The following is an 18,630-nucleotide window of genomic DNA, read 5'->3' as shown; positions in this document are numbered from 1 at the left end:
GGGCGAGACACATTGGACAGGTACATCTGTCTCATTGGGGTTCATGAGACAGATGTACCTGTCCAATGTGTCTCGCCCCCCCCTATCCCCTCCCCGTCGCCTATGCGCCCCATCGCATTTTGCAGAGGTTTTACAAGCGCCTGATAGGAGCTTTACATCCCGATCCTATCCTGTGGCCAAAGCCCATCCATGACATGGAGATGGGCAATGACCATAGGAAAGGATTTGGACATGACCAAGACAATAGCACGCGCCGCCGTGACGATTCTCATGGCGATGGCTTGCATCCTGGGAGCATTCGCCGTAATCGGGTGCTCCTCGCCGGGCCAGGAATCCGGCGCCCAGAACTCGGTCGGCGACGAGCAGATCTCCGTCTACTCGCGCGAGGACGGATCCGGAACGCGCGGAGCCTTCATCGAGCTCTTCGGCCTGGAGGAAAAGGACGCGCAGGGCAACAAGACCGATACCACGACCGACAAGGCGGCCATCACCAACTCCACGTCGGTCATGATGACGTCGGTCGCCAACGACCCCAATGGAATCGGCTACATCTCCCTCGGCTCGCTCAACGACTCCGTCAAGGCCGTCCGCATCGACGGCGTGGAGGCGACGGCGGGCAATGTGAAGGGCGGCTCCTACAAGGTCTCGCGTCCCTTCAACATCGTCCTCAGCGACATGTCCAATGCGGCGGCAAACGACTTCGTCACCTTCGTCATGAGCGCCGACGGACAGGCCATCGTCGAGGATAACCACTACATTGCCGTCAACGACGCCGCCCAGCCCTACCAGAAGGGCGACGTGTCCGGCAAGGTCGTGATCGCGGGATCGTCATCGGTCACGCCGGTGATGGAGAAGCTCGCCGAGGCCTATGAGTCCGTCAATCCCGCCGTCACCATCGAGGTCCAGCAGTCGGACTCCACCACGGGCGTGAACATGGCCATCGAGGGCACCTGTGACATCGGCATGGCATCCCGCGAGCTCAAGGATTCCGAAGTTGCCGCTGGCGTCAGGTCCCAGCCCATCGCCCGTGACGGAATCGCCGTAATCGTCACACCGTCCTCATCCGTCGACGAGCTGACCAGCCAGCAGGTTAAGGACATCTTCTCCGGTGTCGCAAAGACCTGGGCCGACGTGATTGGCTAGCCATCCCATGAGCCATTCCATGTCAAGGCAGACCCTCAAGGAAGGCGTGGCGCGGTGGCTCTTTGCCGCCGCTGCCGCGATCTCCATCCTGGCCGTGGCGCTCATCTGCCTCTTCCTCTTTGCCAACGGGGTTCCCGCCATGGCGCAAATAGGACTACCCGACTTCCTGCTGGGATGCACCTGGAAACCGGGAAGCGATATGTACGGGATATTCCCCATGATAGTCGGTAGCCTCTACGTCACCGCCGGGGCGATTGTCGTCGGCGTGCCCGCGGGCATCCTGACGGCGATCTTCCTCTCCCGCTTCGCGAACGCGAGCATCGCGCGGCTGCTCAAACCCGCCGTCGAGCTGCTCGCCGGCATCCCGTCGGTCGTCTACGGCTTCTTTGGCCTCATGGTGGTCGTCCCCATCGTACGCTCGATCGGCCCGGGCAACGGATTGTCGCTGCTCGCCGCCTCCTTCCTCTTGGGCATCATGATCCTGCCCACCATCATCACCGTGTCGAAGAACGCCCTCGATGCGGTACCCCGGAGCTACTACGAGGGGGCGCTCGCCCTGGGGGCCACGCACGAGCGCTCGGTCTTTCGCATCATCGTGCCAGCCGCGTTCTCGGGAATCATGGCGTCCGTCGTCCTGGGCGTGGGGCGTGCCATCGGAGAGACGATGGCCGTGGTCATGGTGGCGGGAAACCAGGCCGTCATTCCCTCCTCCATCTTCGATGGCGTGCGCACGATGACCGCCAACATCGTGCTCGAGATGGGTTACGCCGCAGACCTGCATCGCGGAGCGCTCATCGCCACCGGCGTCGTGCTCTTCGTGTTCGTCATGCTCATAAGCCTGCTGTTCGGCGCGATAAAGAAACGAGGTGCCCTGAGATGACGGCCCGTCTCCTTCGCGCCGTGGTATACGCGGGCGCCATCCTGTCGACGGCGATGCTCGTCCTGATCATTGGGTTCATCCTGGTGAACGGCATCCCGAACCTCAGTCCGACCCTGTTCGAATGGGAGTACACCTCCGACAACGTCTCGCTCATGCCCGCCCTGGTCGACACGGTCCTGATGGCGCTTTTCGCCCTCATCATCGCAGCTCCCGTCGGCATCGCCTCGGCGGTGTACCTCGTCGAGTACGCGAGGCCCGCGAGCCGTTTCGTACGCGTGGTGCGCATGACGACCGAGACGCTCCAGGGCATCCCGTCGATCGTGTACGGACTGTTCGGCCTGCTCTTCTTCACGACGCTTCTGGGTTGGGGCCTCTCGCTACTCGCGGGCGCGTGCACCCTGGCGATCATGGTGCTCCCCATCATCATGCGCACGACCGAGGAGGCCCTTCTCGCCGTGCCCCAATCCTACAAGCACGGCGGGCTTGCCCTGGGAGCCGGACTCGTGCGCACCATATTCCGCTGCGTGCTCCCGAGCGCGCTGCCCGGCATCTTCGGTGGCGTGCTGCTCGCGCTGGGCCGCTGCGTCGGCGAGGTGGCGGCGCTGTTGTTCACCGCCGGCACCGTGGCGCAAATCCCCGACTTTGGCGGCGAGGGCGTCTTCGCCCTGTTCGACTCGTGCCGCACGCTCGCCGTGCACATGTACGTCCTGGCAAGCGAGGGACTGCACCTGAACGAAACCTATGCCACGGCCGTCGTGCTGCTCGTCCTCGTCGTGTTGCTGAACGCGGGGACGAACCTCGTCGTCAAGCGATTGAACGTGCGGGGCTAGCGATGTCGAAATCCGATACCCCTATCAAGCGAAAGGACAATCCGATGGAATGCGTCCGAGAGAAGACCCCGGCAATCGTCATGAACGAGCCTCGCGATCCTCATGTATGCCCCGATGACATGGCCATGGGCTCCGCATGCCCAAACCGCGAGGCCAAGATGGAGGTGAGGGGCCTGAACCTGCACTACGGCGACTTTCATGCGCTCAAGGACATCTCGCTCTCCTTTCCCAAAAACGAGGTGACGGCCCTCATCGGCCCGTCCGGCTGTGGCAAGTCGACGTTGCTCAAGACGCTCAACCGAATGAACGACCTCGTCGAGGGCTGCTCGGTACGAGGCTGCATCGAGCTCGACGGCCATGACGTCTACCGCACGATGCCCACCACCGACCTGCGCAGGCGCGTCGGCATGGTATTCCAGCAGCCCAACCCGTTCCCGATGAGCATCTACGACAACGTCGCCTTCGGCCCGCGGACCCACGGCGTCCGCAACCGCGGCGAGCTGGACGACATCGTCGAGTCGTCCCTTCGCGACGCCGCCATCTGGGACGAAGTCAAGGACCGTCTGAAGCACAGCGCCCTGGGCCTGTCCGGAGGACAGCAGCAGCGCCTGTGCATCGCCCGTGCGCTGGCGGTGAAGCCGGAGGTGCTCCTGCTCGACGAGTCCACGAGTGCGCTGGACCCCATATCGACGGCCAAGATCGAGGAACTCGTCGGCGAGCTCAGGCACCGCTATACCGTCATCATGGTAACCCACAACATGCTGCAGGCCCTGCGCGTCTCGACCAAGACCGCGTTCTTCCTTCTGGGAGAGATGATCGAGGCCGACGACACGGAAACCTTGTTCACGCATCCGCGTGACGAGCGCACCGCAGACTACGTCGCGGGAAGGTTCGGGTAGGCGCTACTTCTCGACGACGGCGCCGGCGGGGCAGGCATGATGGCAGTTGCCGCACTCGTCGCAGCGCTCGCCCAAGATGCGGTACGGCGTCCCGGCGACGATGGCCTTGTGCGTGCAGGCGTCCATGCACGTACCGCACTCAATGCACTCATCGGTGATGGTGAAGCCTGCGGGCACGAAAGCCGCGCCACCCCACGCGAAGCGCTCGCGCAGGATCTTGTGGTCGCGGTGCACCATGTTGAAGTCGTAGTCGTAGAGCTCACCCCAGGCGCTATCCATGACGAGGACCACGGTCTCCGGATACTTGTTTATATCGTAGGTCGCCACGGCGAACATGGGGTTGGCCGCGGCCTTGGCGGAAAGTTCCTCGTCGGTGAGAAGGCGCACGCTGCCGCTCGCGCGCATCATGTAGCCGGGCTGGAAGTGCGGCATGTTCTCGTCGTCCCATGTCACGGGCGCATCGGTACGCTCGCCGCACACGGAGAGCTTACCACCCTCGATCAACTGCCGGAAGAACGGCTTGCCCGTCATGGTGCGCAGATAGAGCCCCTCGTCATCATAGGCAAAGAAGTGTGCGATGCGCGAATCCACTCCCCCGTTGCCATCGAGCGTCGCAAAGCTGCAACACCCGATCTCGTCGAACTTCTCGTACACGTCCTTGATGCTCAGCATGGCATCTCCCCTTTCTCAATGAGACAGTTTGGTCTGAGCAACTTGTCTCATTATCTACTGGTGCCTGTAAATGAGACAGATTGACCTGAGCAAACTGTCTCATTGTCTGAATCGGAACGCATCTGGCAGTATCTGCGCGCCATTCCCCGTGCATGGGCGCGCATCAGGTCGAATCCGAACAGCTTGGTGCAGTCCTCGGACACGTTGGAGACGCTGTTGGCATCTATGAAATAGGCACCGTGCCTGGTTTCTATGACGTCGAAGCTCCCAAAGCCGATGCCGAGCACCGCCGTGGCGCGCAAGGCGGCTTGCCTCACCGCATCGGGACAATCGGGATAGAGCTCGTAGGTGGAGCCGGCATGATAGGAGGACAGGCCGCCGTCGCCGATGCTGCGCTTGGCGATGAGCGGCAGCTCGTCATCCACCACCTCGATGCGCGTCACGTAGCCGAACTCGGGCTCGACATACTCCTGCGCCACGAAGGGCATCGCGGGCGCCTGCGCGAGAAAACACTTTGCCTCGTCTTCGTCATGCGCGAGTAACGTATGCGTGCTGCGACCGCCGCAATCGGGCTTGATGACGCAGGGATACGCAAAGGCCGAGGCATCAAGCTCTTCCGGCATGCCAAAGGCGATGATCGCCGGCGTCATTAGGCCGGCTTCCGCGAGCGTGCGCGTTGCCGCCACTTTGCTGATCTCGTAGCGATGCGCGCGTGGCTCGTTGATCATGACGATGTCACGGGCTCGCACTTCGTCCACGAGCCGCTCCATGTGCGCGAGGGCGGCGTCGTGTCCGCGAAAGCGCGCGCTGGCGAACACGCGACTCACGAGCATGTCGCAGCCCAGGGCCCGCTCCACGCAATCCCCGCGCGTCATGTCAATCATCTCGACCGTGGGCGCACCGTCGCCGCACGCATCGGCAAGCGCCGTGACGAGCTCGGCTGCCAGCTTGTGGTCCGACCACTCGTCGGACTCGTAGAGAACGCCGATGCGCGAAAGCCGATCAGTGCGCATAGTCGAGTCTCCTCTCGAAGTAGCGGCTCACGAGCATGACCGGCAGGGTCAGGCAGAGATAGAGCGCCCCCAGAAGCAGGAAGCACCCGAAGAAGTTGTAGTTGGTCGCGCTGATCTCGCGCATGGTCTGGGTCAACTCGATGACGGCGATGACCGAGAGCAGCGACGAGTCCTTGATGATGGAAGCGAACTGGCCGGTCAGCGCCGGAAGCGTGCGGGTCACCATCTGGGGCAGCGCCACCGACACGGCAGTCTGGACGCGGGTGAGCCCCAGGGCGCGTGCCGCCTCGAGCGGCCCGCGGTCGAGCGACTCGTAGCCCGCGCGCACGATCTCTGCGATGTAGGCACCGGCGAAGACCGACAGGATGATGATGCCGGCCACGACGCGGTTTTCCACGCCCCAGGCCGTCCCGATGATGTAGTAGAACAGGTAGATCTGGGCGATGAGCGGCGTGCCGCGAATGATCTTGACGTAGAGATCGCATAGGTAGCGGATGGGCAGGATGCGCGAGTTTTTGCCGAGGGCGACCGGCACGCCGATGAGCATGCTGCCTATGAGGCTCGCGACCGACAGCCACACCGTGAGCATGAAGCCGTCGAAGATGCGCAGCCGGTACTGACCCACGAAGTCGAAGTTCAGCGTGATGCCGACGGCACCGAGCGAACACCCCACGACGAGGATGACCGCCACGCACACGAGCAGGTAGTTGACGGCCTTCTTCAGCGGAGCGACCGCCTCGCCCACAGGCGCCACGAACAGACTACGCAACACGGACACGACTGCACTCCCCTCACTCGAAGTCGAAGAACCACTTGAAACCATGCTCGTCGAAGGCTTGCTTCTCGTCAGCGAGATACTTCTCGGTCAGGCGATCGAACTCGCCATCGGCCTTGGATGCGGCGATAAACTCGTTGAGCTGGTCGAGCAGCTCGGTATCGCCCTTCTTCACCGCGATGCCCCACGACTCGGCCTCTTGGAAGGGGATGAAGATCGCCTCGGTGGTATCCGGGTTGGCGACGTTGTTGCGGTAGATGGTCAGCTGGTCGTAGAGGAAGCCGTCGGCCTTGCCCTGGACGACCTCGGTGACGCAGGCGCTCTCGTCGGCCAGGCGGACGATCTGGGCTTCGGGCAGGTTCTTGGTGGCGTACACGTCACCGGTCGATCCGGTCTTGACGGCGACCTTCTTGTCGGGCTGATTGAGGTCGTCGATGCTCGCGACGCCCGAATTGGCGTTGGCGAGTATGGCGAGCTGCGCCATGGCGTACGGGTCGGAGAAGTCGACGGCCTCCTTGCGCTCCTCGGTGATGGTCATGGAGCTGATGACGCAGTCGGCCTTATCGGTCTGCAGCGATGGGATAAGGCCGTCCCAGGCCGTGTTCTCGATCACAAGGTCATAGCCGTAGCGATTCGCGAAGTCCCGCATGAAGTCTACGGCCAGGCCGGCGGGATTGCCAGCGTCGTCCTTCGTCTCGAACGGCGGGTAGGCGAGCTCCATCGCCACCGTGAGGACGGGCTTGCTATCCTGCGATTGCGTGCCGCCACCTTGCGATCCGCAGCCCACAAGGCCGAGCACGCCAAGCGCCAGGACAGCCGTCAGGGCAAATGCCAGGGTCAGTCTCTTTCTCATGATTTGTCTCCATTTCCTTTTCCGTGAGTATCAAGTGCTTCCTCGAAGTTTCTCCTCATGGTCTCGAGCGTGTCACGGGTAACGTCGAATCCTTGTGGTGTCACCCTGTCCATCTGCACGTAGACGAGCTCCGCGGAAATCCCGTCGAATATGCCCCTAAGCTCCTTGCCTTCATCGGTCAAGGTCACGTAGGTTATGCGGCGATCGCTCCCATGCTTGTCCGTCTGCACGTAACCGGCGTTCGCGAGCTTCTTGACGAGGCTGGTGACCGTGGAGGGCTCCCGGCCGATGGCACGCGCGAGCTCATGCATGGTCACGGACTCGTGGACGAACAGATGCATGAGGATGTCACCGTGGGATGGCACGAGGGTGTCGAGTCCCTCGTCGCGCAGACGCGTCATGAGAAAGCGGTTCGCGGCGGCAAGCGTGCGCGAGAGCGTGCTCACGAAGCTCGATGCCCCCGCGGGGTACGTCTGTCCCTTGTCACGATTCGTAACACTCGCCATCATGCGTCCCCGATTCTCGACGTCATTTCGGGAATAATACTTCGATATCGAAGTATCGTCAACATGCTAGGTTTCAGCATGCCATGCCGAACCAGACAGTTGTCGCCGGGGCACTTTTGTCTGGTCCGGCTGCAACCACCACCCGTGCGTCTCTCCCGCTAGATGTTGATCACGTAGAGGCAGAGCACGATCGCGTAGAACACGACGACCACCACGAAGAGCGTCTGCCGCATGTCTTCCGGTAGCCGAACATAGATACGCTGGAGCGCCGGAAAGATGACCCAGGTCACGAGCGTGGCGACCACGCCGAAGAGAAGCGAGTTCTGGAGACATATCTGTCCCATGAAGTTGAACGGCATCGTCGAGTAATCCCAGAGGGGGTAGACGCCGTTTGCATCGGGCATGTTCTGCACGAGGCCAAGGGTGAGCTCGATACCCGAGCACACGAGGGTGTTCAGCACGAAGCTCACGAGAAGCGGCTTCCACAATCCCCCGAGCTTGTCCTCAAGCACGTTCTTGAGCGGGTAGAGCAAGACGGCGCAAGCCACCATGCCAAACCCGTAGACGGGAAACGGATTGAGGTAGTCATGCCAGATGCCGGAATTGGGATCGTAGATTCCCGGCACGATGCCCCACATGATGAGGGTGCAGAAGCCCGCTTCCATCCAATGGCCCACGATGCTGAACAGGCAGTAGTAGATGATCATGGAACGCCAGAACGACCAGGTGCGCGGCTTGTAGAGATCCCACGCCTCGAGCACCATCTCGTGCACGCGACGCACCGTGAACTCCTGGGTCAGCACAAGGCGCGGGCGCTTGGCAAGACAGAAGTAAAGGAGCAGGAAGATGTCGAAGGCACAGGCCACGAGCTGCGAGATGGGATCGAACTGGCCGATTGCCACGTTGCAGATGGTACCCACCACGATGTTGAACGAGCTGAAGCCGATCACCCACCAGCGCGTCGCCTTGGAACGCTGCATGATGAGCCAGAAGCACACGCCATCGAACACGAGATTGACGAGGTCGAGGACTTCATCGAATCCGAGCACGTACCCGCCGGACTGCACGGCCGCCACGCTAACGAGCGTCGCCACGATGTTGATAGCGAAGAGAACCTGGATGACTCGCAGGAACCCGAGCCGCTCCTCCTGCGGCTTGACGGGCAGTTCGCGGATGGTCCCGTTGTCATAGCCGCGTTTGACTTGGATGGCACAGACCATGGCGAGCGTCAGCAGCAACAGCGGTAACAGCAGGGTGATAATGTTGTCACCATCGATAGTGCCGGTGACGGCATGGTAGATGATGTTTCCCAGGCTGACCACGAGCAGCACGATGGACAGGATGACGAAGGGCCTGTCGGCATCGGGCCTCTTCACGCAACGCAGTCCCAGGACGCCTGCAACGATTTCGGCGACTCCGAGCGTGGTATAGAATCCCCCGAGCGTTCCGATGACCACGAGCACGTCGGCTGCATTGGCGTTTTCGACGATGCCATCCAGGCTGATGCCCATGAGCAGTGTCGCCAGGAACACGCAGCCCGCAAGTGTCAAACAGGACGCGAAGACGATGATCGCGACGCAGAGGTACTTCAGCACACGTTGGTATATCGACATGAGGCTAGCAAATCCGTTTCGTTACTCGTTAGGGTTGCCGATGATTCGCGACAAGGATACCAAACCGGAACCTCACGACGCAGAGCGCGACGAAACCCGCTGTGACGAGAGCGCTATGTCGTACCGTCGCGTGCATTTCGGTGGCATCCCCGTGCATCTCGCTCGGACGAGCTCCTCCCCTCGCAGCTTGCGCCCTATACTCTCGTCGAGAAAGGAAGGGCCATGAAGATCGAGATCGAAACTGACGAATCCCTGCGCGAACCGGAAATCCTCCTGCGTTGCGCCGTCGTGGACGAACGCGTTGCCTCCATCATCGCCAGTCTGCGCATGCATGACCGCAAGATGACGGGCAAGAGCGATGGCGAGATGCGCGTTGTCTCCGCAGGCGAGATTCTCTACGCGGAGTCCATCGACGGCCACAGCTTCGCCTACACGGGCGATGCGGTCCTGGAGATGCCGCTTCGCCTCTGCGAGCTGGAAGAGCGCCTGGTGGACACCGGCTTCGTCAAGGTTGCCCGGAACTGTCTCGTCAACCTGTGCCGTGTCGCGGGACTACGTCCCTACGTCGGCGGCAGGCTGCTCGCCCGGCTGGACAACGACGAGGAGATCGTGATCTCGCGCAAGTACGCGGGTGAAATAAGGAAACAACTGAACGCATAGGAGGAGAAGATGACGATGAGCCATAAGATCATAGACACCGAGAGAAAGGGACCCGGCGAGGTCCTCAAGATGCTGGGAATCAACTTCTGCATAGCGTTTACCATCTTCATGCTGTTCAGCATGGTCTTCGGCATGATCTTCGCCGATGCGGAGGCCCGGACGGGCATCATGTACTGCTGGGGCATCGCAGGGGCCATGCTCCTCGCTGTGGTCATGCAGCTCGTCTTCTTCACGCCGCTGGTCATACGCAGGCTCGGCTATGCCGCTCGCGTCGCCCTGTTTGGCGTGGGCTTCTACGCCGTCCTCACGCCACTCGCCGCGCTCTTCGGCTGGTTTCCCACCGACATTCCGGGCGCATGGATTAGCTGGACCGTCATCTACATCGTGATCCTGGCGCTTCTTACCGTGCTCTTCACGATGATCTACCGACGCGAGGCCAAAGCGCTCAACGAGAAGCTCGAGAGGTACAAGTCCGGGCGCTAGGTCCGAAGCTGCCCGGAACCGCGAGTGCGTGACCCGGTTCACGAGCACGCTGCCAAGGTTGACGGTCAGTGACCGTGGTTCCTGGCATTCTGCCAAAGATAGCGGTCAGTGACCGTGCACCTTGGCATTCGATGTCAGGAGCATGGGGTTCTTGGCACACCGTTCATTCGACTCCCTCACTCCCCGAACGCGCCGGTCTGGCGGTTCCATAGCCGCGCGTAGTCGCCACCCTTGGCCACGAGCTCGGCATGCGGGCCATCTTCCACGATGCGCCCTTCTGACAGCACGACAATGCGGTCGAGGCTCGCCACCGTGGACAGCCTATGCGCCACCACGATGGCGGTGCGGCCCTCCATGAGGCGGGCCAGCGCCTCCTGCACGGCGGCCTCGCTCTCGGAATCGAGCGCGCTCGTCGCCTCGTCGAGCACGAGGATGGGACAGTCGGCGAGCATCGCGCGGGCGATGGCGATGCGCTGGCGCTGGCCCCCGGAAAGCTTGATGCCGCGCTCACCGGTGATGGTGGCGAAGCCCTGGGGAAGCGCCTCGATGAACTCCAGCGCGTTTGCGGCGCGGGCAGCCTCGCGAATCTCCTCCATGGTGGCGTCGGGGCGCCCGTAGGCGATGTTCTCGGCAATGGTGCGGTGGAACAGCAGCGCCTCCTGGGGCACGTAGGCAATCTGGCGGCGCAGGCTCTGCTGGGTCACGTCGGCCACGTTCTGGCCGTCCACCAGGATCTCGCCCTCCTGGATGTCGGCAAGGCGCAACAGCAGCTTGGTGAGCGTGGTCTTTCCCGCGCCCGACATCCCCACCAACCCAACGCGCTGGCCGGCAGGGATGTGCAGGTTGAAGTCGTCGAACACCTGCGTCTTCACATCACCGTCGGTGTACCAGAAGTTGATGTCGTCGAAATCGATCTCGCCTTCCTCCACGTCGAGCGGCTTGGCGTCGGGCTTGTCGGCCACGAGGCGCGGCTCGTCGAGCACGGCGGTCATGCCGGAGGCATCGCCAAAGGCCTGGTTGATGCGCTGTAGGCCCGTGTTGATGAAGTTGAACTGGTTGGTCACCGTGTTCGTGTACGTGAACATGAGGATGACCGTGCCCGGTGTGATGCCGAACCAGGCGTTGCCACCGGAAATGAACACCGTCACCACGGACATGATCACCACGGTGATGGCCGCCGTGGTGATGCCGCGGGCAAGCGAGGCCCACATGCGCTTGGAGTCGCGGGCCACTACTTCCCTGTTGGCCGCGTCGAAGAGCTGGCGCTCGTACTCCTCGCGGCCGTAGGTCTTCACGGCAAGGATGTTGGTGACCGCGTCGGACAGCTCTCCGGACAGCTGGTTCTGGGCGCTGGCCGCCCTCTCGTTCAGGTGCAGAATGCGCTTGTACATGATGTAGGAGATGACGGCGTACACGGCGAGCATGGCCATGAGCACGCCGGCGTAGATGGGCACGGCGGGAAACAGAATGAGGCAGGTGAAGGTGATCGAGCACAGGATGGGAAGGAACGGGAAGTTCATGGTCTGGAGCAGCTGGGTATAGCCGGCCATGAACTTGGAGGTCTGGCTCACGAGCGTGCCGCCGAAGCGGTTGGAGTGAAACGACAGCGACTGGTTGCACAGGCAGTCGAAGGCCATGGTGGCAAGATCGTAGTTCACGGCGATCTGCAGCTTCCAGAGCGTGTAGTCTTGAAGCTTGCTACATGCCTGGCCGGCGACGTTGATGCCAATGAGCGCCGCGATGTAGGGACCGAACACCGCGAACACCTGATCCGCGGCCACCGGCTCGGCGGCGATGCGATCAACGATGAGGCTCATCACGTAGGGATTACCGTAGGTGAGAAAGCCGCAGAACCCGATAGTCGAGGCAACGAGCGCCACGAACAGTCCTAGGTGATTGCGCGTCGCCAGCCAGTAATAGTGCAGGCTACGCCTCGTCAACGATTGCTTCTTCGACATCGACTTCCTCTTCCCGCGTCTTTTGGCGGCTGTGTGTGGCTGAGAGTTTACTCCATACTCCGGGAAAAGCGCTGAAGCAACGATGGGCGTCGACTGCCCGTTACAATGGCGCCTCATCGTGAACTGGAACCGGAGCCAGAGGCTGCCGCGTGCGCACTTTTGCCGGATGTCTAGGCTTGGTGGCTGCCGCGTGCGCACTTTTGCCGGATGTCTAGGTTTGGCGACTGCCGTGTGCGCACTTTTGCCGAATGTCTAGGGCCAAGAGCTGCTTTTGGCTAGACAAGCGCCAAATCTGCGCATCGAGCCTCGCGGCATCCTAGACAAGCGCCAAATCTGCGCATCAGGGAAGACAACAAAATTCGCGATTTCGAATTAAACGTTCCTCCGGTGTAACCTTCCAACCCCCCATGCTGACCCGAAGTCACCATTGCGGTTTTGGCAACACCGACGCGTTTACTGCACCAGGTAGAGAGCCCGGACGCCATTGTCATCGAGGTGTCGAAGGATGGGGTTTAAGGGAAAGGACGATACCATGAGCAACGACCTCGTAGTTCTCATCGTCATGATCGTGCTGCTGGTTGGCGGCGGACTGCTGCTGAACCTCCAGATTCGTCGCACCGAGCGCAAGGACAAGCTCGAGCAGGCCGCGAAGGAGAACACCGTGAAGTCCACGGGCGTCGCAGCAGAGCAGAAGAACGCAGCCTAGCGTTCGACGACGCAAGAGACGCAAGAAGAAGGAGCCCCATTCGTGGGGCTCCTTCGCTATGTGGCGCCTTTCAGGCAGGCGCCATTCCTCTTCCTTGCTATCATGAGACCTCAAATGAGAGGTCGAACCAATCCGGGTGATGTGATGAATTTCGAGTATCTTGACGAGTTTGTCCACTTGGCGCGTAGCCTGAGCTTTCGGCGCACTGCGGAGCATTTCTTCGTGAGCCGCTCGGTTATAAGTCGTCACATGGCCGCGCTTGAGGAGTCGCTCGGCGCACTCCTCCTCGTGCGCAACACGCACGGTGTCGAGCTGACGGACGCCGGAGAGGTCTTCCTCCAGGAGGCGCAGTCCCTTTTACGCGGATGGAACCTGGCACGAGAGCGCGTGAGAGCCGTCTCCAGCACAGGCGGCGAGCTCGTGCGCATCGGCTACCTGCGCAACGGCGCGCGTCCCTTCCTCGTACGATTCGTGAACTCCATGGCCAAGGAGCATCCCAACATCCGCCTCTCGCTCCTGTGCATGAAATACGGCGAGCTTCGACAAGCACTGGAGGAACACAACGTCGACGTGGCGATTGGGATCAACGTGGATAGTTCGATTTCATCCAACTACCGGTCCACGCCCATCTACCACGACCAGTTCGTCATCGTATGCAACCGCGAGAACCCCCTGGCATCCATGACCGATGGCATAACCCTCGATGACTTGCGCGACCAAAAGCTGCTCATTCCCGACAGCTACCTGTCCTCGGGACTTGCCGAACAGGTACGCCCCTTCGTGGATGACGAGATCGTCGCCGAGGCCGAGGAGCTCTACATGGACATGGACCTGCTCTACCTGAAGCTGCGCACCGAGGACTGTGTCGCGTTCATCTCGAACATGAACGCCACGATGTTCGAGGGTCCCCTCACTATCCTGCCCATACGCGACATGAACTTCGGCTTCGTCATCAGCGCCTTCTATCACGACGAGTTCACGGGCGATGTCTACGAGGCATGCCACAGGGCATTCGAGGATTGCCGTCACGCATTGGCAGACGAGGCATCCGTGCCCCTCCGTTGGGTGCACGAGTAATCCAAACGGGTCCCCAGTACTCTCATTCGATACCACGCAGGACTACGAGGCAAGGCCGGCAGCCGCGAGGTCCTGAGAGATGAGCCAGCGTAGATAATCGGAGCGCTTGAACCCAAGCTCGCTGGCACGCCTGTCCATGGCGTTGATATGTTGCTCGGTATCCTTGAAGGTCACGACCTGCAAGGGCTCGCCAAACTTCAGGGGACGCCCGTATATGACCTCGCCCACGGGCTCTCCAGGAAGCTCACCACGCTCCCATGCCGCCGACCACTCCTCGACTTGCGCTTGTGAGATACCAAGGCGCTCCTCGATTTCTTCTGCCGTCATCATCGCGCCCGCCTCCTTTTCAGACCCAATTCCCTCATTACTTTCTCCGAAGGCGGAGCCATGGTATGAAAGATCAAAAGCACATCCCCGAGATCTTTTGCGATAAGTTGAATCATCGTTCCATTCGCTGTCACGCTTATGGCAACGATCTCACCTTCCCGTGGCGCCGCCCTCCGTTGCTTCGCGATGAAGTTCTCCCACGCATGCAGGATGTCCGACTCGGAAATCCCGTGCTTCAGGGCGTGAGGATGCACCATTACCTCAAACATGGTCTACCCTATTTCGTATTACGTAATTATACGGAATGGAACGCGTGCGCACAATGACCTCCTGACCTTCGAGAGGCTGTCCTTCTCATCGAAGTTAGGAGGCTTCCAACCAGAACATTTGTTCGATTATAGCATGTAATTCAGAGCAGTTTGCGTTTTATTTAGCAGTGACAGAGATGTGCGAATGGGGCACATTGCACGCGTTTCGAACGTCAATGCGCGTCATCCCCCTACTTCCTCTTCGCGCAAAAGAAGAAGGAGTCGCCGTGATGGCGACCCCTTCCCTTTCAGCATTTCGAGCACAGCACAGCGAAGTCGAGAAATCTCTCCAGCTTTAGAAGATCTCTCCACTCCGGCGCTGCGCGCCTTCGGTCGAGATGACAACAACGCAACCCAACGGCCGCTCCAGTCGACAACAACGCTACCCAACGGTCGCATCGGTCGAGATGACGATGACGCAACCCAACGGTCGCATCGGTCGAAATGACGATGGCGCAATCTGGCGAGCGCCCCGGTCGAAAGCCCTGCGCTATTCGCTGAAGCCCGTGAACGACAGCATGAGGCCGCCGCAGGTGTTGTTGTTGTCGGACTCGAAGCCGTATTCGCCGAAGGTGAACTCCATGATGTAGGGTACGTCACCGGCGATCTTGGCAACGGCATCGGCAACCTCACCAATGCGCGCGTCGATACCGGCACGACGACCACCGCAATGCACCAGATGGAAGGCGGCGGGCTTGCCGGGCATCATGTCAATGAGCGACTCGAGCGTATCGGGCACCGACGCAATCAGTTCGTCGACCGTGGCCTCCATGCGGATGACGCAGGTCTTTTCGGCCAGGTTGTTGCCCACGTTGATCGTGAAGTCGTCATTGCCGTTCATCGGGTGGCGGATGGCGACCAGGTCGCCCAGACGATCCTTGACGCCGAGCGGCGAGGTGATCGAGTAGGCCAGCAGGTTGCCACCGGCGATATCGTCGTCGGAGCAGCCGGTCCACTCCTGGTACTTCTTGGCGGCCGGCACGCCGTCGATCTCGGCGATAGTGCGCAGACCGTTGACCTTCGTGATGACGCCGAAGTCGTCCGTCTCGTGATAGGCACCGGTGAACATGTTGGTCATCGCCGGAGCGTCCCAGAAGAGCGCGATGACGCAGCCGTCACCGAAGCTCTCGTCGGTATCGTAGAGCTTCCACTCGCCGGCGATGGAGTTATCGGCAGCCGAACCACCGAAGAAGGGCACGCGCCCGATGACAGAGGAAATGCCCTTGAGGTAGAGCTCCTCTTCGGCAGGAGAGGCGGCCATGTAGAAGAAGTCGGGGGCGACGTCCTTGCCCGCGGCGTCAAGCGCGGCCTCGGCCATGATGAGGCCGGCCTCGAAGGGATCGTCGTTTTGCGCGCGATCTGCCGCGGCGATGCCGACGGCCATCTCCGGACTCGAGAGCACCATCACGCCCACGAACGGCTCGTCACCGCCCACGTAGCCGCCATCGGAGACGATGACGCCAGTAAAGGAGGTGTTGCCCAGAACCGGTACGCCGGGAATCGCCTCCTTGACACCGTCGACGACCGCCGTGACGTTATAGTCGCAGCTGCAGTAGACGAATGCCACCTTGGGGGCGTCCAGCCCCTCGACCGCCTGGGCGGCGGCTTCCTTGCCCGCGTCGAATGCCGACGCGCCCGTGCTGTACCCTGTGTTGGCTTTGAACATCTTGACCTCCTGATCGAAAACGTTACATGAAACACATTCGCCTATTTTAATACGCGCAGCCTCGGGAAAGGCCGTAATTCTTCTAGCTCCAGAATAACTACAGGCGAGGACGGCAAATCAGACGGGATACTCGCCGGTGAAGCAGGCCTCGCAGAAGGAGGGATGGCGCGCACCGGAAACCGCCTCGCGCAATCCGGCAAGGGAGAGAAACGCGAGCGAATCCGATCCGATCCACTCGTTCATCTGCGCGAGATCCATGTTCGCCGCGATGAGCTGCTCACGCGTGGCCGTGTCGATGCCGTAGAAGCAGGGCCACAACACCTCCGGGCTCGTGATGCGCAGGTGCACCTCGGCGGCTCCCGCATCGCGCAGCATCGCCACGAGCTTGCGCGAGGTGCTGCCACGCACGATGGAGTCGTCGATGACGACGAGCCGCCTTCCCGCGATCACATCGGGTAGCGGATTGAGCTTGAGCCTGATGCCGAGCTGACGCATCTCGTCGGTGGGTTGGATGAAGGTACGGCCCACGTAGCGGTTCTTCACGATGCCGTCGGTGTACTCGATGCCACTTTCGGCGGCGTAGCCGAGGGCTGCCGGGACGCCGGAATCGGGAACGCCGAGCACGAGGTCCGCCTCCACGGGATTCTCGCGGGCGAGGATGCGTCCGGTATCGCGTCGTGCCTGGTAGACGCTCTGGCCATCTATCACGCTGTCGGGCCGGGCGAAGTACACGTACTCGAAGATGCACGAGGTGCGCCTGGCGGGCTCGACGGCAATAAACGAGCGCATGCCTTCGTCGTTGACGTGCACGACCTCGCCCGGTTCGACGTCACGCACGTAAGTGGCGCCGACGATATCCAGCCCGCAGGTCTCCGACGAGATGACCCAGCCGGCATCGTCGGGCAGCTCGCCAATGCACAGCGGGCGGATGCCGTGAGGGTCGCGAAACGCGTAGAGGGCATCGGCCGTGCACAGCACCATGGCATAGGCCCCCTCCATGAGCTCCATGGCATGGCGTATGCCCTCGCGCAGGTGGTTGGTGCGCTCCGTGTACATGCCGATGAGCTTGGCGGCGACTTCGGAGTCGGTCGACGAGTATAGCCGGGCGCCATCGGCTATGAGCCGGGCGCGCAACTTGTTGGTGTTGGTGAGCGTACCGTTGTGGGCAAGCGCGAGCAGCACCTCGCCCATGGCCGACATGTGCGGCTGGGCCGCCTCCCACGAGGCCTTCGACCCGCTCGTGGAATAGCGCACATGGCCGATCGCGACGTCACCGACGAGGGCATCCAGACGCTCGTCATCGAACACCTGGGTCACGAGCCCCAGGTCCTTGGAGACGTTGACCGTCTCGCCATCCCCCACGGCAATGCCCGCGCTTTCCTGCCCCCGGTGCTGCAGTGCCTGCAGGCCAAAGCCCGTCATGCGGGCAACGTCCTTGCCCGGCGCGTAGATGCCAAAGACCCCGCAGGCCTCTTCCATGGTGTCCGTACTCAAGATACCTCCCGATGCCTCGATGACATGGCACGACGGAATGCCCGTCCCGACGAGGGCATCCCGCCATGCACCCGCATTGTAGCCACGGGAGATTTCGATGATGTTAACGCGAGAAGAGATGCTTCGAGACTCACCCTCTCCGCATTCTGCAGGTCACGAGCTCGCATAGAGTAACCATATTCTTAGAAACATCCCAGTTACAGATGTTTGCATTTTTAAGTAAGATTCTGCTAACTTATAGTTAATTTCAGCTAACTCATAGATAAGGTGGACTCATGGAACACAACTTCACGCGTTTGCTATCCCCCGTTAACGATGCGTCTGGCGACGCAAGCCCCACGCGCAGGCGAACCCTCGCCTCGTGGCTCTGGGGTGCAGGTGGTCTTATCAGTTTTGGGCTTGGCGTCCTGGGTGCCATACTTCCCCTCATCCCCACCACGCCGTTCATCCTCTTGGCGGCCTTCTGCTTTGCTCGCAGCTCACGCAAGCTCAACGCGTGGTTCCAGTCGACCAAACTCTACAAATCGGTGTTCGAGGGCCTGCTGACGCGCAAGTCCATGACCATCGTGGCCAAACTCAAGCTCCTCGCCCCCATCACGCTCCTCCTCGCCGTGTCCTTCGCGCTCATGGGGTCGGTACCCATCGGGCGCATCGTCGTGGCCATCATCTTCATCGGCCACATCGTCTACTTCGGCTTCATCGTGAAGACGGACAGGCCCCAGGCAAACGTGCTGCAGCGGCAGCAAGCGCTGCAGGAGGACTAACGA

20 protein-coding genes are annotated in these 18,630 nt (G+C 61.3%); 9 read left to right on the top strand and 11 right to left on the bottom strand.

All coding sequences use genetic code 11. The features are described from left to right. Positions 1-231: 231 nt before the first annotated feature. From DBY20_01895 to pstB, 4 genes are read left to right on the top strand one after another with little or no spacing between them, the layout of a single operon-like run. Positions 232-1,143, top strand: a complete 912-nt coding sequence (locus DBY20_01895; protein PWL80010.1) for a phosphate ABC transporter substrate-binding protein — start codon at positions 232-234, stop codon at positions 1,141-1,143. A 19-nt stretch (positions 1,144-1,162) separates the two neighbouring features. Next, a complete protein-coding gene (pstC, locus tag DBY20_01890; protein ID PWL79995.1) occupies positions 1,163-2,023 on the top strand; it encodes a phosphate ABC transporter permease subunit PstC in 861 nt (286 codons plus the stop codon). Then, positions 2,020-2,853 carry a phosphate ABC transporter permease PtsA gene (gene pstA, locus DBY20_01885; protein PWL79994.1) on the top strand — a complete coding sequence of 278 codons (834 nt, stop codon included), beginning with the start codon at positions 2,020-2,022 and terminating at the stop codon, positions 2,851-2,853. Before pstC ends, pstA begins: the two co-directional genes overlap by 4 nt. A gap of 44 nt (positions 2,854-2,897) precedes the next feature. Beyond that, on the top strand, positions 2,898-3,752 hold the full coding sequence (gene pstB, locus DBY20_01880) for a phosphate ABC transporter ATP-binding protein (protein ID PWL79993.1): 855 nt from the start codon (positions 2,898-2,900) through the stop codon (positions 3,750-3,752). Positions 3,753-3,755: 3 nt separating this feature from the next. Here pstB and DBY20_01875 read toward each other — a convergent pair whose 3' ends face one another. From DBY20_01875 to DBY20_01850, 6 genes are all read right to left on the bottom strand, one after another. Beyond that, a complete protein-coding gene (locus tag DBY20_01875; GenBank protein PWL79992.1) occupies positions 3,756-4,424 on the bottom strand; it encodes a pyridoxine-5-phosphate oxidase in 669 nt (222 codons plus the stop codon). 50 nt (positions 4,425-4,474) lie between these two features. Then, positions 4,475-5,437 (bottom strand): hypothetical protein, encoded by a 963-nt coding sequence (locus DBY20_01870; protein ID PWL79991.1) that lies wholly within the window; start codon positions 5,435-5,437, stop codon positions 4,475-4,477. Next, entirely contained in the window at positions 5,427-6,260 is an 834-nt protein-coding gene (locus DBY20_01865; protein PWL79990.1) for an amino acid ABC transporter permease, read from the bottom strand. The genes DBY20_01870 and DBY20_01865 overlap by 11 nt, the downstream gene beginning before the upstream one ends. After that, entirely contained in the window at positions 6,229-7,065 is an 837-nt protein-coding gene (locus tag DBY20_01860; protein ID PWL79989.1) for an amino acid ABC transporter substrate-binding protein, read from the bottom strand. Before DBY20_01860 ends, DBY20_01865 begins: the two co-directional genes overlap by 32 nt. Further along, positions 7,062-7,574 (bottom strand): MarR family transcriptional regulator, encoded by a 513-nt coding sequence (locus DBY20_01855; GenBank protein PWL79988.1) that lies wholly within the window; start codon positions 7,572-7,574, stop codon positions 7,062-7,064. The genes DBY20_01860 and DBY20_01855 overlap by 4 nt, the downstream gene beginning before the upstream one ends. Positions 7,575-7,729: 155 nt before the next feature. Beyond that, positions 7,730-9,184, bottom strand: a complete 1,455-nt coding sequence (locus tag DBY20_01850; protein PWL79987.1) for a hypothetical protein — start codon at positions 9,182-9,184, stop codon at positions 7,730-7,732. Between the two features lie 222 nt (positions 9,185-9,406). On the opposite strand from DBY20_01850, the gene DBY20_01845 reads away from it, so the two are divergent. Beyond that, positions 9,407-9,844 carry a LytTR family transcriptional regulator gene (locus DBY20_01845; GenBank protein ID PWL79986.1) on the top strand — a complete coding sequence of 146 codons (438 nt, stop codon included), beginning with the start codon at positions 9,407-9,409 and terminating at the stop codon, positions 9,842-9,844. Between the two features lie 9 nt (positions 9,845-9,853). Next, a complete protein-coding gene (locus DBY20_01840) occupies positions 9,854-10,327 on the top strand; it encodes a DUF3021 domain-containing protein (protein ID PWL79985.1) in 474 nt (157 codons plus the stop codon). Between the two features lie 176 nt (positions 10,328-10,503). On the opposite strand, the gene DBY20_01835 is transcribed toward DBY20_01840, so the two are convergent. Beyond that, a complete protein-coding gene (locus tag DBY20_01835) occupies positions 10,504-12,285 on the bottom strand; it encodes an ABC transporter ATP-binding protein (GenBank protein PWL79984.1) in 1,782 nt (593 codons plus the stop codon). A gap of 505 nt (positions 12,286-12,790) precedes the next feature. Here DBY20_01835 and DBY20_01830 point away from each other — a divergent pair. Together DBY20_01830 and DBY20_01825 are read left to right on the top strand one after the other, a co-directional pair. Continuing rightward, positions 12,791-12,991, top strand: a complete 201-nt coding sequence (locus DBY20_01830; protein PWL79983.1) for a hypothetical protein — start codon at positions 12,791-12,793, stop codon at positions 12,989-12,991. Positions 12,992-13,033: 42 nt separating this feature from the next. Continuing rightward, positions 13,034-14,068, top strand: a complete 1,035-nt coding sequence (locus tag DBY20_01825; GenBank protein PWL79982.1) for a hypothetical protein — start codon at positions 13,034-13,036, stop codon at positions 14,066-14,068. Between the two features lie 42 nt (positions 14,069-14,110). On the opposite strand, the gene DBY20_01820 is transcribed toward DBY20_01825, so the two are convergent. The 4 genes from DBY20_01820 to purF form a co-directional block, all read right to left on the bottom strand. Then, the gene (locus DBY20_01820) at positions 14,111-14,398 is read right to left on the bottom strand and encodes a hypothetical protein (protein ID PWL79981.1); all 288 of its coding nucleotides are present in this window, start codon (positions 14,396-14,398) and stop codon (positions 14,111-14,113) included. Further along, positions 14,395-14,664 carry a hypothetical protein gene (locus DBY20_01815; protein PWL79980.1) on the bottom strand — a complete coding sequence of 90 codons (270 nt, stop codon included), beginning with the start codon at positions 14,662-14,664 and terminating at the stop codon, positions 14,395-14,397. The genes DBY20_01820 and DBY20_01815 overlap by 4 nt, the downstream gene beginning before the upstream one ends. Before the next feature lie 529 nt (positions 14,665-15,193). Further along, positions 15,194-16,369, bottom strand: a complete 1,176-nt coding sequence (locus DBY20_01810) for a hypothetical protein (protein PWL79979.1) — start codon at positions 16,367-16,369, stop codon at positions 15,194-15,196. A 117-nt stretch (positions 16,370-16,486) separates the two neighbouring features. Next, positions 16,487-17,848: an amidophosphoribosyltransferase gene (gene purF / locus DBY20_01805; GenBank protein ID PWL79978.1), complete on the bottom strand. Its 1,362-nt coding sequence runs from the start codon at positions 17,846-17,848 to the stop codon at positions 16,487-16,489. Between the two features lie 290 nt (positions 17,849-18,138). On the opposite strand from purF, the gene DBY20_01800 reads away from it, so the two are divergent. Further along, the gene (locus tag DBY20_01800; GenBank protein ID PWL79977.1) at positions 18,139-18,627 is read left to right on the top strand and encodes a DUF454 domain-containing protein; all 489 of its coding nucleotides are present in this window, start codon (positions 18,139-18,141) and stop codon (positions 18,625-18,627) included. The last annotated feature ends 3 nt before the right edge of the window (positions 18,628-18,630 follow it).

Source organism: Coriobacteriia bacterium (assembly GCA_003149935.1).
Classification (GTDB): domain Bacteria; phylum Actinomycetota; class Coriobacteriia; order Coriobacteriales; family QAMH01; genus QAMH01.
The sequence above is the reverse complement of the archived record's forward strand: the minus strand, read 5'-3'. Positions and strand labels throughout refer to the sequence as shown.